Source organism: Alistipes sp. DJF_B185 (genome assembly GCF_964250025.1).
Lineage (GTDB): Bacteria > Bacteroidota > Bacteroidia > Bacteroidales > Rikenellaceae > Alistipes > Alistipes finegoldii.
This window is the reverse complement of the sequence record NZ_CAXUDY010000002.1, coordinates 1-12,845: the sequence shown is the minus strand read 5'-3', so window position 1 is coordinate 12,845 and position 12,845 is coordinate 1. Positions and strand designations below refer to the sequence as shown.

Here is a 12,845-nt window from a genome sequence, read left to right as displayed (position 1 = left end):
CAATGCTATTTGTCGAAAATGGACTTGAACGCATCGAACGCCTCCGCGTTTTCGAAAAACGCGCCGCGGATGACGTGATGATCGGCGGGCAGCGAAATTTTGAATTCGTTTTCCTCCTCGTCGAATTTGGTGTATTCCACCTCTGAAAGCAGGAACGACTCGTTGACGACCTCTTTTTTCCGGACGACGGGAATCGTCACCTTGCCGCCCTCCACGGTGATCTCGCCGCCTTGGGCGATGAGTTTGCGGGCCTGCATGATTTCGCGGACCGTGAATGCCAGCAGCGCGAGACCGCCGATCACGAAGATGATCGTGACGGCCGTCGGGCCGAGGATGCGCATGCGGCCGATGCGGATGCCGAAGGGATAGACCAAAGGTACGACGACCATGCCTGCTCCGATGGCCAGCGAGGAGACCGAGCCGCTGAACGGGTTGCTGGGGGTGTAGTTGAATTTCTGCATTTTTTTCTATGAATTTGGGATTAGTAAATCTTGCCGTATGTCTCTCCGGGTCTGCTGCGGGAGCCGGATTGCAGGGCTTGTTTCGTGTGCAAAGTTAAACGCCCCGCGGCTATTTCCGGAGGTTTGCAGGGGGATATCGCAATGTACGGGGCGTTTTTCAACAGACTGACCGCCTGCTGTTTCCATTCGTCGGGGGCGGCAGCCGGGGGTATATTTTACAGCCGCGAGAGGATCTCCTCCAGCGTCGAACCCTTCGCGGAAGCCAGCTTCTCGGTGCGGATGCGCTTCAGCCGTTTTTTCACCGAATCCTTTTCCAGACAGACGACGCTCGCGATTTCGGCCTGCGACAGGTGCATGCGCACCATACAGCAATAGCGGATGTCCTCCTCGTTCAGCGCCGGGAATTGCCCGCGGAGACGGACCGTGAAATTGTCGAATACGACGTCGGCATGGGTGAAGATCGTCTTCCAGTCTTCGTCCGACATGCGGCATTTCCTGCTCTCCCCGCCCTGCCGGACCTGCGCGATGAAACGGCTGTTGAGCTGGCGGAAAAAGGTCGTGCGCAGGTGTTCCTCCTTGCGCCGCATGGCGTCGAGTTCGTTTTCCTGCCGCAGGATGCGCTTTTGCTGGGCGAATTCCCGCAATTTGGCGCGGTGCCACATGCGCAGTCCCAACCATGCGCCGAGCAGCATGAGCGCCGCGCAAATCAGAATCGTCTCGTAGACGATGCGTTCGCGGTGCTGTTTCTGGCTTTGAAGGGCGGCGTTCTGGGTTTTGAGCTGTTCGTAACGCCAGAGTTTGCGGATATTGAGCACTTCGGCGCTGTGCACCTTCTCGTCGATCGAGTCCTTGAGCCGGATGTACTGCTTCAGGGCTTCGAGACTTCTTGCCGCGTCGCCTTTCCCCTCCCATGCGTTCGAGGTGTTGAGCGCCCATAACGCCCGCGAGGTGAGGTGCGTCGTGTCGGCGCACATGCGGCGGGAACTGTCTGTCAGCTCCAGCGCCGTGTCGTAGCGGCCCGTGCGGTTGCAGATGTCGGCCTTGGTGCTCAGCCATGAATACCGGGTCCATGCCGGGGCGTGCCCGAACCCCTTTTCCCAATACTCTTCGGCCTTGCGGTACTCTTTCCGTTTCAGGGCGCTTTCGATCAGCATGGCCCACTTCGGGGAGGTGTTTTCGGTTATGCCCTTCTCTTCGGCGAGCCTGAGCGCCTTGATCGCATAGTATTCCATGCTGTCATAATTGTCCAGCCCCATATAGGCGTGCGCCATGTCGCCGAGCGATATGCACATCCAGTCGTAACGCTCCATGCTGTCGGCGTAGGCGTACGCCTGCTGCGCGTGACGTATCTTCTCCTCGAAGAGATGCTGCTGGCCGCAGAATACGCCGAGCCATGTCTCCACGACGTAATGCCGCCTCCACTCCCCTTTCGGGGGCAGCATGTCGCGGCTTTTGAGCAGCAGCGTCATCGCCACCTCCGGCTGCCGGCGCTGATGGGCGATCTTGGCCGCATAATAATAGGCCTTGTGCGCTGCGGCGAAATCGTCGGTGTGGGTGCGGTAATAGTCGAGGGCTACGTCCGAAAGCGTGTCGTCGATCATGTTCTCCCCCGCGAGCCACCGGGCTTGGGTCAGCACCAGCGCATAATGCGCATAGTTGCGTCGGGAGAGTCTTTTCTCCGGAGCCGGAACGCCCTCCAGCAGCCGTGCGGCGCTGTCAGGGTGCTCCATGACGATCGCTTCGGCGTCGAGCAGAACGCCGGGAACGGGCTGGCAGCCTGCGGCTGAGACGCACAGGAACAGGAGGATGGCGAGGCGGATGCGGTGCATGGTCTGTTTCGTGTTATGTGGCTCAGGGTGTCTGCCGTACCGGCTTTTGCGTGCGCAGGAGATGCTTCGTCAGGAACCTGCGCACCGGTTCGTCGTACAGTTTCAGGCACAGGTATGCCAGCAGCACGGACCCGATGACCAGCGCCGCTGCGCCGGGCAGCGATTGCGCGAAGGTCAGGTTCCCGTTTTTCACCCACGCATAGTACAGATAGATGAACGGATAGTGCACCATGTAGAGCGGATACGATATGTCTCCCATGAATTTGCATATCCTTGCGGTCGTCCTGTCCGTCGTCTTGCCCGACGCTCCGAGGTAGACGAGCAGCGGAAAGGCCAGCGCAAAGCACAATGTGTCGTACAGCCCGTTCATCCAGTAGTTTTCCTCTCCGCCGATTCGCGGCACGGCCAGCAGGACGACGACGCCCAGACTGCATATCCAGAACGCCCCCTTTACCTTCACGGGCCTGAATACGCGCGACATCAGCAGTCCCGCCGAGAACGAGAACAACAGCCTCAGAGACCCTCCGGCTATGTTGTCGCCCGTCAGCGAGAACCCCGCGCATATGTCGCCGTAGGGACCCCATACGGCAAACGCCGCCAGTCCGCATCCGGCGAGCAGCACCAGCGCCGCGAGCACCTTGGTCGGCAGCCTGCGGATGAACAGCGCATAGAGGATGTTGCCGATATACTCGTAAAACAGCGACCAGCTCGGACCGTTCAGCGGGAACATTTCGGTCACGCCCCGGATCTCCATGCCGGGCGTGGCCGGAATCATGCAGGCGTTCATCAGGGTCGCTGCCAGCAGCATCGTCACCGAGACTTTCGAGACGTCCCATACGGAGCAGCCCTGAAAGTAGAACATGACGGCTCCGATCACCGCGCCGATTACCACCATCGGATGCAGACGGATGAACCGTCGCGTGACAAACTCCCTTACCGTCATTCGTTTCCACCGGTCGTCGTAGGCGTAGCCGATCACGAACCCCGACAGAATGAAGAAGAAATCGACGGCCAGATAGCCGTGGTTGATTCTCTGATCGACGTGACTTGTCGCAAAGGCTTCGAACACGTGAAACCAGACGACCATCAGCGCCGCTACGCCGCGCAATCCGTCGAGTATGTTGTAGTGGGGTTTCGTATCTGCAAATGCCGCCGCAGAGACTTTTGTTTCCGACATGGGTGGTTGTTTTTGCTGTTGTTTGGGGTGAATTGGCTTTTACAGGATGCAAATATACGAAAAGTGCGGTTCAAATCGGTCATGAACCCCACTTTTCATCTCTTCTGCCGTATTTCGCCGGCTTCGCCGCCCGCTTTCGCCGCCCGCTTTGCTGCCCGCTTCCGTCGTCCGTCTCCGCCCGCCCTCTTGCGCCCCTCCCGTTTGCATCCGCGGCCCCGGCGCCTGTTTCCCGGCCGCCCGCTTCGCGTCCCTGCTCTGCGTCCCTGCCCTGCGTTCCGGCCCGGCCCGTTTCCCCGTCGCCTGCTCCGCACTCTACCCTGCCCGTCCCCGCTCAGCTTGCCGGGCTTCGGGTCTCCTCCTCCCCGTCCCGCAGGGCCAGCTGCTCCAGTACCGTCATCACACGGTCCGTCAGGGCCGCCATCGTCCGCTCGTCGTTGTAGCCGGACAATTCCGCGTCCGTGCACCCGTCGGGAAACGCCATCGCCAGCAGTTTGGCGCTCAGCAGTGTCAGGTAGATGAGCGGAATGACCGGCGCCGTGCCCATCCCGTCGCTCCGCACCGTGATCCGCTGCTGCGGAACCGCCAGACGCCCCGGTTTCCGGCCTTTCTCCCCGGCGTTCCAGAGCACGTTTTCCTCGGCCTGCGTGACGTAGAGATTGAACGACGTCTCGTTCACATACTCCGCCCGGTCGGCCCATAGATCGACGCCGCAATCGTCGGCCGACGCTTCGGTCTCGACGCCGCAGTCGGGCATGTCGCACATGATCGCCCGGATGATGATGTTCTTGTCGCTTAGCTCCGCCGACCGCAGTTTGCTCAGCGCCGCGGTGCAGATGCCCACCTGCGTTATGTAATAATGGTTGATGGCCCGCAGGGTCTTCTCGAATTCGGGGTCCTCTTCGTTCATCGCGTGGTTTTGGGTTTGAAAAAGGGGCGGTTCCGACCGAACAAGTGACGCAACTTCACTTTAGGAAGAATTCAATGCGGAGACCGCCCCGGCTGCCAGATTTCAGGGACCGCTTCCGGCGCAATGCCTGCCGGCTGCATCCGGAATGCGGGATTGTATGTGTCGCTCAGAGAACCTTATGACGCCCGCCGCGCCGGATCGTGCGGCGTGAGGGCGTTCCCCCGCTCCCCGGCCCAAAAACGGACGTCCTGCCGCGCAGAACCTTGCGGCAGGAACGTCCGGCCCGTATTGTGCCAGAGCAGTAAAATATAATGGGGATTTTGGGCCTTCGGGTAATTCCGGAATCGGATGCGGCGGGACATTTTCTTCGGTTTTCGTTGGTGTGAATCCGCGCCCCGCAAAGGCATAAAAAAAGCAAGGGACGCGATAACATTCCTTACTGAAGGTATTAGGAGACCCCGAATGAGAAATGTACCGCGCCCTTGCAAGTCCCGTCCTTACGGACGGAACAAAACAAGGGCTGGCAACATTTATACCTCATTCTCGAAAAGTTCCTAATTTTTCAGTAAGGCATAAAGAGTTGCTGCTCTCTATATGTTATGTCCGTCGGCTATGCCGAATTATACAATTGCAAAGTTAGCATAATTTCTGCATACATTAAAGTTTGGTCTACAAATATAAACAAAAAAACGAATTTCCCCTTTATGGGGTAATGAAAAAGATTGAAATGGTGATTTTTTTGTAAAAAATTCAGCGAACTGAAACCGACAAATCCCATATTAGTAAATTTGGTCGCTCAACGAATGCGTGAAATTCGGGAACAGCATGACCATACACAAGAGTATTTATCCAATAATACTCACTTAAAGATATGGGATTATGAAAGTGAACAAAAATTCCCCTCATTAGGATCGATTTCTAAATTCTGCGAATTTTACGATATTTCTTTGGAAGATTTTTTTGCGGGAATGACCTATCCAAAAGGACAAAAGAAATAATGTGATTGCAAAAATAATAACCGGGCATCGGAGCAGTTTATAACTCTGATGCCCGGCTTGTTTTATCCGCCGTTTTGCTTGTTATGGCAAACATTCTGCCCGTCTTCCGTATTTTTCGAAAAAAAGAAAATGGTTGATAATCGACTGATTATCAACCATTTACGAGAGCGGAAAACGGGACTCGGACCCGCGACCTCAACCTTGGCAAGGTTGCGCTCTCAAGCCCCCAAAACGCTGCGCGTTTAGGGGTAACCAACTGATCTATTTCCTTTTACGACGATTTTCTCGAATGTGTTTTACCATGTTTTTCGCATTGGTTAAACGGATGGTTAAACATTTGCGTCTGTCTACTGGTTTGTAAATGATTGTTAATTAAAGAATTGTTTAATGGGCTAAATAAGTTCTGTAACACGTTCTTTCTTGTTATTCATTGGCATAGTGAATTTATAGTTTTCAAATAAAAATTCCCGACCGTTAAGCCGAGAATTTGTGTCTGTCTACTGAAAGCAAAAGAAAACGCCGCATTTTTTCGGCCCTCTTTCCCTATTCTTTAAGATACGACGCAATTTAACTCCAAACTAATTGCTATTTATTTTTAATTTTATCTCATTCATCGTTTGATAAAATCGGACCAACTTGTGCAGGGGGTCTTAAAATAGACCATCCTGCAAAGTCGGTCCTAATTTTGAAGTCAAAGGAAAACCGCATTTTTTCGGCCTGCCCTTAACCTTTTAAGATATATAGTATATATAACTCCATTTTTTGTGGAGTAATATTCATTGCCTCTAATACGTGCGTCTGTTCCGTTACTACCGTCCTCTGTCTTGGTTTTCTCAATCAGACGCTTTCGGGCAGTAGAATCCCTACATTGATTTTCTCCTGCATTTGTTTTATTTCTGTTTCTGTCATTGTTTGGTAAAATCGGACCAACTTTTTCAAAGGGTCTATTATAAGCCCCCTTGTCAAAGTCGGTCCTTTTATATGTCTATTTCTTCACTCAACAATCAGTAAGGCGAATATGGGGGAGTAAGTAGGATTTCATGTCAGTTTACAGTTTCTCTTTTTCTTTCATTGCATAATTCCGTTGTAACTGTTCATATTCTTCATAAAAATTAGAGATCGCATTATTTATTATATCTAAATAGTTAGCAAAACCTATCTTCAACTCGTCTGTGTAATGAATTAATGTCTCTATCATAAAATTTACACCTATTCCTTGTCGCTCGGCCAACTCTATAATATGGACTTTTATCACTAATCGTTCTGTTGTTATTTTGGAGGCAATAGATTGAGCTAATTGATAATTACCATTGTCAATGCCACAGCAACCACGAATGATAAATTGAGGCGTATTATAATAGATTTCATAGATTATTCCGTTTGATTTGAACGTCATGCTTTCATATTCTCCATTCTTTTCTCCTTTTTGTGGATAAAAACCTTCGAATTTAAGGACTTCTTCAATCCCTTTCCTCGTTAATTCGCCAAATATCTTTTTCTTTCGTTTGTATCGAAGAAAATAGTAATCCGCACCAATTACCATTGCCAAAACAAAGCCTGTTGATAATAAAAAAAGACAAGTAATGATTGGACCATAATCTTCGCTTATTGTAAAGCCCAAACAAGCTACTATAAAAAAATAAACACCTATGCCAAAAGCATATGGATACGATGACAACCCTATGCGTGTCATTGCTTTCATTCTGGCAACAACTCGATTAGCTCGTATTTCTTCTTGTTGTTGCTCGCTCGGTTCAAACAAATTGCATTCACCCTCAAAATCTGCATATTCATTGGTAAGGCCACACATAATTCCTCGCTCTATGTCCTTCTGGCAATGTTTGCAGGTTTCGCATATTTTTACTCGTTCTTCTCGTGTCATAATGTTATTGTGTTAATAGTTGATGTGACGCATTTTGTAAAAATCGCTATTATATAGCCTGTAAAAATTATGTCACCTAATCTGCTTCTGTTCTTCCCATCTCCTTATGAACTCCTCTGCATCCTTATAATAATTGATGTCATTCTTGGGCAATTTCTTAAACACCACTGCGGACTTTTGCATCATCTGAATAGCATTCTCCAAATCTCCTACACGTTCGTATAAATGCGCTTTTTCCTTATAGGTCATTGCTGTCATTTGGCAGACCTTTCCATATTCCTGTTCTGCATATTTCAGCATATTATCGTATAGGTGCTGTGCATTGTCTACTTGTCCTGCATCTATATAATCAGAAATTAGAGTGAACATCATTTCTTCTTTCATTGTAGGATTGGAATATTGCCGAGCGACTGAATCTGCCTGCGCTTTCTTTACAAAGTTTTTCAGCACACTATCGCCGCCTACTGTTCCAATGTTAAAATTCAGAACGACATCATTCAGCATTTCATCATAGGTCGGTTCTGGTCGGGAATCTCCACACGACATAATCAGTAGAGCAAGTAAGGATATTAGGTAGTTTTTCATATTATTATCGAGTGGAAAATCTGACCAACTTTTTCAAAAGGTCTATATTAAGACCCTCTGACAAAGTCGGTCCTAAATTATTTTTTCTGTAAAATCAGAAACCAGCCGATCTTTTCATTCGTCGGGTCAGGTAGTTGTAAAGCAATGCCTACATCCTTTTGATTGATAAGTGCCCGATGCCAGTAAACATCTGCCGAATGTTCGCCTGCATGATATAGCCCCATGACACGATGCCGCCATGCAAACCACGTGCGTTGAACATAGAGTAGTTGCCATTCCAAATCAGCTAACTGTTGCAGGACTGGTAATGATGATTCAGCCGTTAAGCGGAAATCTCCGTTATCGTTCGTTTGTAGGGTTAAGTGTTCGCCACGCTGGGGAACATCATGCACCGTAAGAGAATCCGCATGAATAGCAGATTTCGGGCGAATCTGCCAATCGACTAATTCGTATTCTCCATTGAGCAATTCCAATCGCTCTTTTTTCGATATGGAGTTAGCCCAAAGATATATGCCACACCCTGCAATCAGTAAAATGAATGTTGAAAGTAAGTAGTTTTTCATGGTAGAATTTTTGTGACAAACTCTGCAAAAGGGTCTTATAGATTAACCTTTTCACAAAGTCTGTCACTTCATTGCTTTATGCGGATTTTAGTTTCCGCAATATTTCCACATTTCCTTTAACTCCTTTTCCAACTCTTCATCATCTGTTAACTGAAAACTGGTATAAATATCTTTGCTTGCCGCTTTCTTATCATCCATTTCAATGTAAATCATAGCTCGAAGATAATAAACGTAAGCGTCTTTTTTGAAATCATTAGATGATATAAGTTGATCCATATCAGTTAATGCCGATATATAATTATTTAGTTTGCAATATGTCATAGCTCGATGATAGTAATAATCGGGTTGAGCAGGATCTATTTCAATGGCTTTAGAAATATCTGTCAATGCAGATTGATAATCTTTTTTTGCTTCCGAGATAGCAAAACGATTCAAATAAGAAAGTACATTTAAAGGATTTTCTTCTATGGCTGTATCAAAATAGGACATAGCATCCATTTGATTATTCGCAATATATGAGATAAGTCCTAATCCGTTCAAGCAATCAACGTCTGTTGGATTATCATTCAGTATTTCTTGGAACATTTGATATGCACCACCCAATTCGCCTTCTTTCATTTGGGACATTGCATATAATTTTTTGTATAGATTCATATCTACAGATAGATTATTTCGATAGTAATTCAAATCTATATCTGTAAATCTCCAAGAGCGAGAATCGTCTCCATTGAAAATGTCTATTCTTTCGAGTTTATTCTTTATAGTAGGAAAATAGACTTGGAATTGATAAGAGTCACAAAGAGGGACATCCGCTCCATTGGCTTTATTCGCTCCTATTGATGATGAAACGATATAATATTTTTTATCGCCAGCTTGATCTTTAATGCAGAATCCGTGGTCGTTTTCATCCTTATATAATTCATTCCATATTGTTACTGCGTCTCCGTACATAAGGTTCATGTTGATAAATGTAAAATAGGCCGTTGTTTGGTTTTTACCAAATTCGATAGCATTTAAGATAATGTCAGACCCATTGTCACTTGGAAGATTAAGGATAACAAAATCGTCTTTTAAATTGAATTTTCTGTTTTCTTTTTCAAAGTCATTAGATGAAAGTTCATCTACATTTTTTGTGGCAACAGCAAAATTCAAGTTCTGTCCTCCAACTCGATTAAAAGTTGCAATGCCAATAACTTTACCGTTCTTTGTAAGGACAGGACTTCCGCTATTTCCTGGCGAAATAGGTGCTGAAATTTGGATAACATCTCCATGAGACCTGTCGGTTCGTAATGCGGATATAATGCCCGTCGTTACTGAATTAGTTAAATCAAGAGGGCTACCTATCACAATAATTTCATCTCCTTTTTCGTAATTGCCCCGATGTAAGGACAAATTAGGCAAATCTACATTGTCGGGGTTGTTTATCGTAAATTTGACAATATCTTTATTTTTATCGGACATTAAAATATCTTTAATTTCATAAGAGTGCCCGTCTATTGTTTCGATATATGCCTTTACCGCCCCGTCCAAAACATGATAATTAGTAAAAGCCGTACCTTCATCATCAATAAAAAAGCCTGTTCCTGTACCGCTTGGAGCCCCGAACTTATCGTATGTATAGACGGTAAAAACGGCTTTCTCTGCATCTTGAATTGTATTCTTTATCGAGCAGGAAGATAATATTAGGATGCATCCAATTACTGCAAAATATTTTGTAATCTTCATGGTTTTATTCTATTTTAAAACTTTTATCTTTAATGAGCTGTGTTGATTTTTTAGCGTTGGTACTTGTCGGATTTTGTTGTGTTTTTATTATTTTCTGCAACATTTCTTGGCCTTCGGCTCCGCCATTTTGAAGATATTTCCTATAGTCAGATTGCCCAAGTATGTATTTGAGCCCACCACAACGCATATTAATTTCTTGAAAAACTTTGGCATCCAGACTATCTGTAAAATTTGCTATAATTAGTTGATAATTATTTACTGCTGACAAAGCGTAAGGTTTCCAATTTTCCCGTTGCTGGCTGTAATCGAAATCAAAATTAGCTTTAAGATAAAGAGCGTCTAATATCGCATCTTTATAATTTGCTAAATATTCGGAGATAGGGGTGAAATATTTTACTGCTCTATTCGCAAATCCATAAGCATCATCCATTTTGCTCAAATGATAATATGAAAAAGATAAATATATGTAAACAAGCCCTATTTCATGTTTTTCAGTCCCCAATGAATGTAAGAAATATTCAATCGCTTCGGAATATTTTTCTTGTTTGTAGTTTTCAATTCCTTTATCAAAGTTTGGGGTCTTTGGGGTCTTTTGTTCATTCTCGGTTGAAGGTGCATCATCGGAGAAAGAGAAATCACATGGGAGTGTGTATCTAACTCGTACAACTTTGCCTTTTTGTGTGCCAGGAGTCCACGCTGGCGCCAATAGCAAAACTCGCATAACTTCTGCCGACAATATCTTATCTGGAGATTGAATAATCTCGATATTACTTAGACTGCCATCTTTCTCAATAACAAAAGATGTGACTACGCGTCCCGATATGCCATTCTCTAAAGCTAATTGAGGATAGACAACATTGGCATTTACCCATTTGCGGAAAGTGTCTAAATCTCCGCCTTGAAAAGAAGGCATAACATCAAGGGACGCCTTATTTCCATCGAATATTCCCAAGTCATCAGGAATTTGAGTAAACGCTGCAAGATGAGAAAAAATGCCAAGCCATAAAAGTGTCAGTAGCTTTTTCATGATAAGTAGTTTTATGTTAGTTGCTATTAGTGCTTTTATTTTGATTCTAAACAAGCTATAAGAAATCTATTTGCATGAATGAAATTATCTTTTTGAGCTATCCATGAAACAACTGCTTTGTTCCCATGAAACAAATTATTACGGTATCGATAAATAATAATAATGATAGCTAAAACCGTTTCACTTTCATTATTTATTTTGCCCAATAGTACATCTTTAATCAAAGGTTCATTATCATTGTGTCTCAATCGTAAATTGGCATAGTAAGGAGTTGTTGCATTATTGGCTATGTAGCGATTTCTAAAATATGTAATAGTGTCAGTAATCAACTGTTTATCCAATTGTAGTGATTGGCTTTTGTGAATCGCTTTTAGATTGGAATATGACCCTTGAAATAATAAGGATTCGAATAGATTCCATAAGATCATGAAATTACGAACTTCCTCGAAACTCGGATTATCAATATCCGAAATTCCCAAATATTGATCAATCCATTGGGTGCTAACAGGCGTTTCCATTATAATTTCCCGCCGTTCCAGCCCCCGTAACGGCAATAATTAAAAGAGAAAGCGCAGGGCTGAAAGCTCATTTGAGGATAGTAGGCCGTAGGATTGCCCGAACATTCAAATAAGCAACAACCCCGCGCCGTATCCGTAAAGGATATGACGGGAGATAAGGTCTGCCTATTCTCATGTTCAATGAATTTCCTACGTTCACTATCCGAGAATAAACTTACGCTTCCGTAAATTTCAATATGTCATCCACAAAGGTAAAAAACATATTCTGAAATCGCAATGACCTTATCCCGCTTTTCGGGATTGTTGCCGTATCAAATTTCTGAAAAACAAAGTTTCTATCCAATAGTGGGGAGTATGGAATCGAAACTTTGTTAGTTGTAGGTTGGGTTAATCGTTCCCGCAGATTTCTTGTATTACGCCATCCATGTAAATAGCCTGTCCGCTGGATTGTCTGCCCCACCAGTAGCAACCGTATTCCTCGATGATAACCTCGCCTTGCGCTTTCAGTCGTTCGGCCAGCCATGAATCAATCAGCCACCATTCCATGACATCATCCGCGAACGGATAAAGATATTCTTCGGAAATAAGGTTTGCCCGTATCATTTCCTCGATAACCGTGCTTTGATTCTTCAAAACACAATTCTGTACTATTCGTTGCGCATTCATATAATCGGTTGTTGTGAGTTCATGCGTATTAGCCATCGGTTTGCAAAATTTGTGTGGTCAGCCTGTCGTTCCTCGGCGCAATTCTCCATTCCGTTTTCTGTCGGGTACGCACTATGCGATTCAATGCGGAGAGTTTTGTTGCAGTAATAGTACGGGATAAACTGCTTTGTACTTGTGTCAAATGCAAAATTCATTTCTGTATTCTGCGCAAGTTTACCTTTAGATTCGTAGTATTCTACCAGCGAAATAAGGTTGTACTTTCCATTGCGCCCAATCATTGCGGCACGTAAGCGTGTGTAAACTCCGTTTCTGTGGTCGATTCTGTAAGCCCGCACGGCTAACAAGGCTTGAAGAATTTCTGTCGCCCTTTCATTTAATGTTTTCATGGTCTGTAAAGTTTAGAGTTATTCCCCATTACTTGTAAAAAGATAACTCCATTCATAACCAACTAAACAGGGCGGCATATCTCCATGTAAGAATAGCTTTCCGATTCTATATAATTCCGAT

12 protein-coding genes and 1 tRNA gene are annotated in these 12,845 nt (G+C 45.7%); all 13 read right to left on the bottom strand.

The genetic code is table 11. The features are described from left to right. Positions 1-5: 5 nt before the first annotated feature. Positions 6-461, bottom strand: coding sequence for a hypothetical protein (locus tag ACESTR_RS03235; protein WP_009598148.1), 456 nt, complete (start codon positions 459-461; stop codon positions 6-8). A gap of 215 nt (positions 462-676) precedes the next feature. Beyond that, positions 677-2,290, bottom strand: coding sequence for a hypothetical protein (locus ACESTR_RS03230; RefSeq protein WP_373178811.1), 1,614 nt, complete (start codon positions 2,288-2,290; stop codon positions 677-679). 22 nt (positions 2,291-2,312) lie between these two features. Then, positions 2,313-3,467, bottom strand: a complete 1,155-nt coding sequence (locus ACESTR_RS03225; RefSeq protein ID WP_009598319.1) for an acyltransferase family protein — start codon at positions 3,465-3,467, stop codon at positions 2,313-2,315. A gap of 331 nt (positions 3,468-3,798) precedes the next feature. After that, the gene (locus ACESTR_RS03220) at positions 3,799-4,374 is read right to left on the bottom strand and encodes a hypothetical protein (protein WP_014776545.1); all 576 of its coding nucleotides are present in this window, start codon (positions 4,372-4,374) and stop codon (positions 3,799-3,801) included. 1,167 nt (positions 4,375-5,541) lie between these two features. Continuing rightward, positions 5,542-5,643: transfer RNA gene (locus tag ACESTR_RS03215), tRNA-Gly, on the bottom strand. Between the two features lie 777 nt (positions 5,644-6,420). After that, positions 6,421-7,254: a hypothetical protein gene (locus ACESTR_RS03210; protein ID WP_373178810.1), complete on the bottom strand. Its 834-nt coding sequence runs from the start codon at positions 7,252-7,254 to the stop codon at positions 6,421-6,423. A gap of 72 nt (positions 7,255-7,326) precedes the next feature. Continuing rightward, the gene (locus ACESTR_RS03205; protein WP_373178809.1) at positions 7,327-7,839 is read right to left on the bottom strand and encodes a tetratricopeptide repeat protein; all 513 of its coding nucleotides are present in this window, start codon (positions 7,837-7,839) and stop codon (positions 7,327-7,329) included. 77 nt (positions 7,840-7,916) lie between these two features. Then, on the bottom strand, positions 7,917-8,402 hold the full coding sequence (locus ACESTR_RS03200) for a hypothetical protein (RefSeq protein WP_373178808.1): 486 nt from the start codon (positions 8,400-8,402) through the stop codon (positions 7,917-7,919). An 87-nt stretch (positions 8,403-8,489) separates the two neighbouring features. Further along, the gene (locus ACESTR_RS03195) at positions 8,490-10,127 is read right to left on the bottom strand and encodes a trypsin-like peptidase domain-containing protein (protein ID WP_014776106.1); all 1,638 of its coding nucleotides are present in this window, start codon (positions 10,125-10,127) and stop codon (positions 8,490-8,492) included. Between the two features lie 4 nt (positions 10,128-10,131). Continuing rightward, entirely contained in the window at positions 10,132-11,154 is a 1,023-nt protein-coding gene (locus ACESTR_RS03190) for a TonB family protein (RefSeq protein WP_178062197.1), read from the bottom strand. Positions 11,155-11,189: 35 nt separating this feature from the next. Then, positions 11,190-11,672 (bottom strand): hypothetical protein, encoded by a 483-nt coding sequence (locus tag ACESTR_RS03185; protein ID WP_014776108.1) that lies wholly within the window; start codon positions 11,670-11,672, stop codon positions 11,190-11,192. A 387-nt stretch (positions 11,673-12,059) separates the two neighbouring features. Then, the gene (locus tag ACESTR_RS03180) at positions 12,060-12,338 is read right to left on the bottom strand and encodes a hypothetical protein (protein WP_373178806.1); all 279 of its coding nucleotides are present in this window, start codon (positions 12,336-12,338) and stop codon (positions 12,060-12,062) included. Next, positions 12,335-12,724 carry a DUF6908 domain-containing protein gene (locus tag ACESTR_RS03175; RefSeq protein WP_373178805.1) on the bottom strand — a complete coding sequence of 130 codons (390 nt, stop codon included), beginning with the start codon at positions 12,722-12,724 and terminating at the stop codon, positions 12,335-12,337. Before ACESTR_RS03175 ends, ACESTR_RS03180 begins: the two co-directional genes overlap by 4 nt. Positions 12,725-12,845: the final 121 nt, after the last annotated feature.

Coding starts and splice junctions, on each gene's coding strand:
- ACESTR_RS03235 (WP_009598148.1), bottom strand. CDS start 461: ATGCAGAAATTCAACTACACCCCCAGCAACCCGTTCAGCGGCTCGGTC.
- ACESTR_RS03190 (WP_178062197.1), bottom strand. CDS start 11,154: ATGAAAAAGCTACTGACACTTTTATGGCTTGGCATTTTTTCTCATCTT.
- ACESTR_RS03205 (WP_373178809.1), bottom strand. CDS start 7,839: ATGAAAAACTACCTAATATCCTTACTTGCTCTACTGATTATGTCGTGT.
- ACESTR_RS03180 (WP_373178806.1), bottom strand. CDS start 12,338: ATGAATGCGCAACGAATAGTACAGAATTGTGTTTTGAAGAATCAAAGC.
- ACESTR_RS03210 (WP_373178810.1), bottom strand. CDS start 7,254: ATGACACGAGAAGAACGAGTAAAAATATGCGAAACCTGCAAACATTGC.
- ACESTR_RS03175 (WP_373178805.1), bottom strand. CDS start 12,724: ATGAAAACATTAAATGAAAGGGCGACAGAAATTCTTCAAGCCTTGTTA.
- ACESTR_RS03200 (WP_373178808.1), bottom strand. CDS start 8,402: ATGAAAAACTACTTACTTTCAACATTCATTTTACTGATTGCAGGGTGT.
- ACESTR_RS03185 (WP_014776108.1), bottom strand. CDS start 11,672: ATGGAAACGCCTGTTAGCACCCAATGGATTGATCAATATTTGGGAATT.
- ACESTR_RS03220 (WP_014776545.1), bottom strand. CDS start 4,374: ATGAACGAAGAGGACCCCGAATTCGAGAAGACCCTGCGGGCCATCAAC.
- ACESTR_RS03225 (WP_009598319.1), bottom strand. CDS start 3,467: ATGTCGGAAACAAAAGTCTCTGCGGCGGCATTTGCAGATACGAAACCC.
- ACESTR_RS03230 (WP_373178811.1), bottom strand. CDS start 2,290: ATGCACCGCATCCGCCTCGCCATCCTCCTGTTCCTGTGCGTCTCAGCC.
- ACESTR_RS03195 (WP_014776106.1), bottom strand. CDS start 10,127: ATGAAGATTACAAAATATTTTGCAGTAATTGGATGCATCCTAATATTA.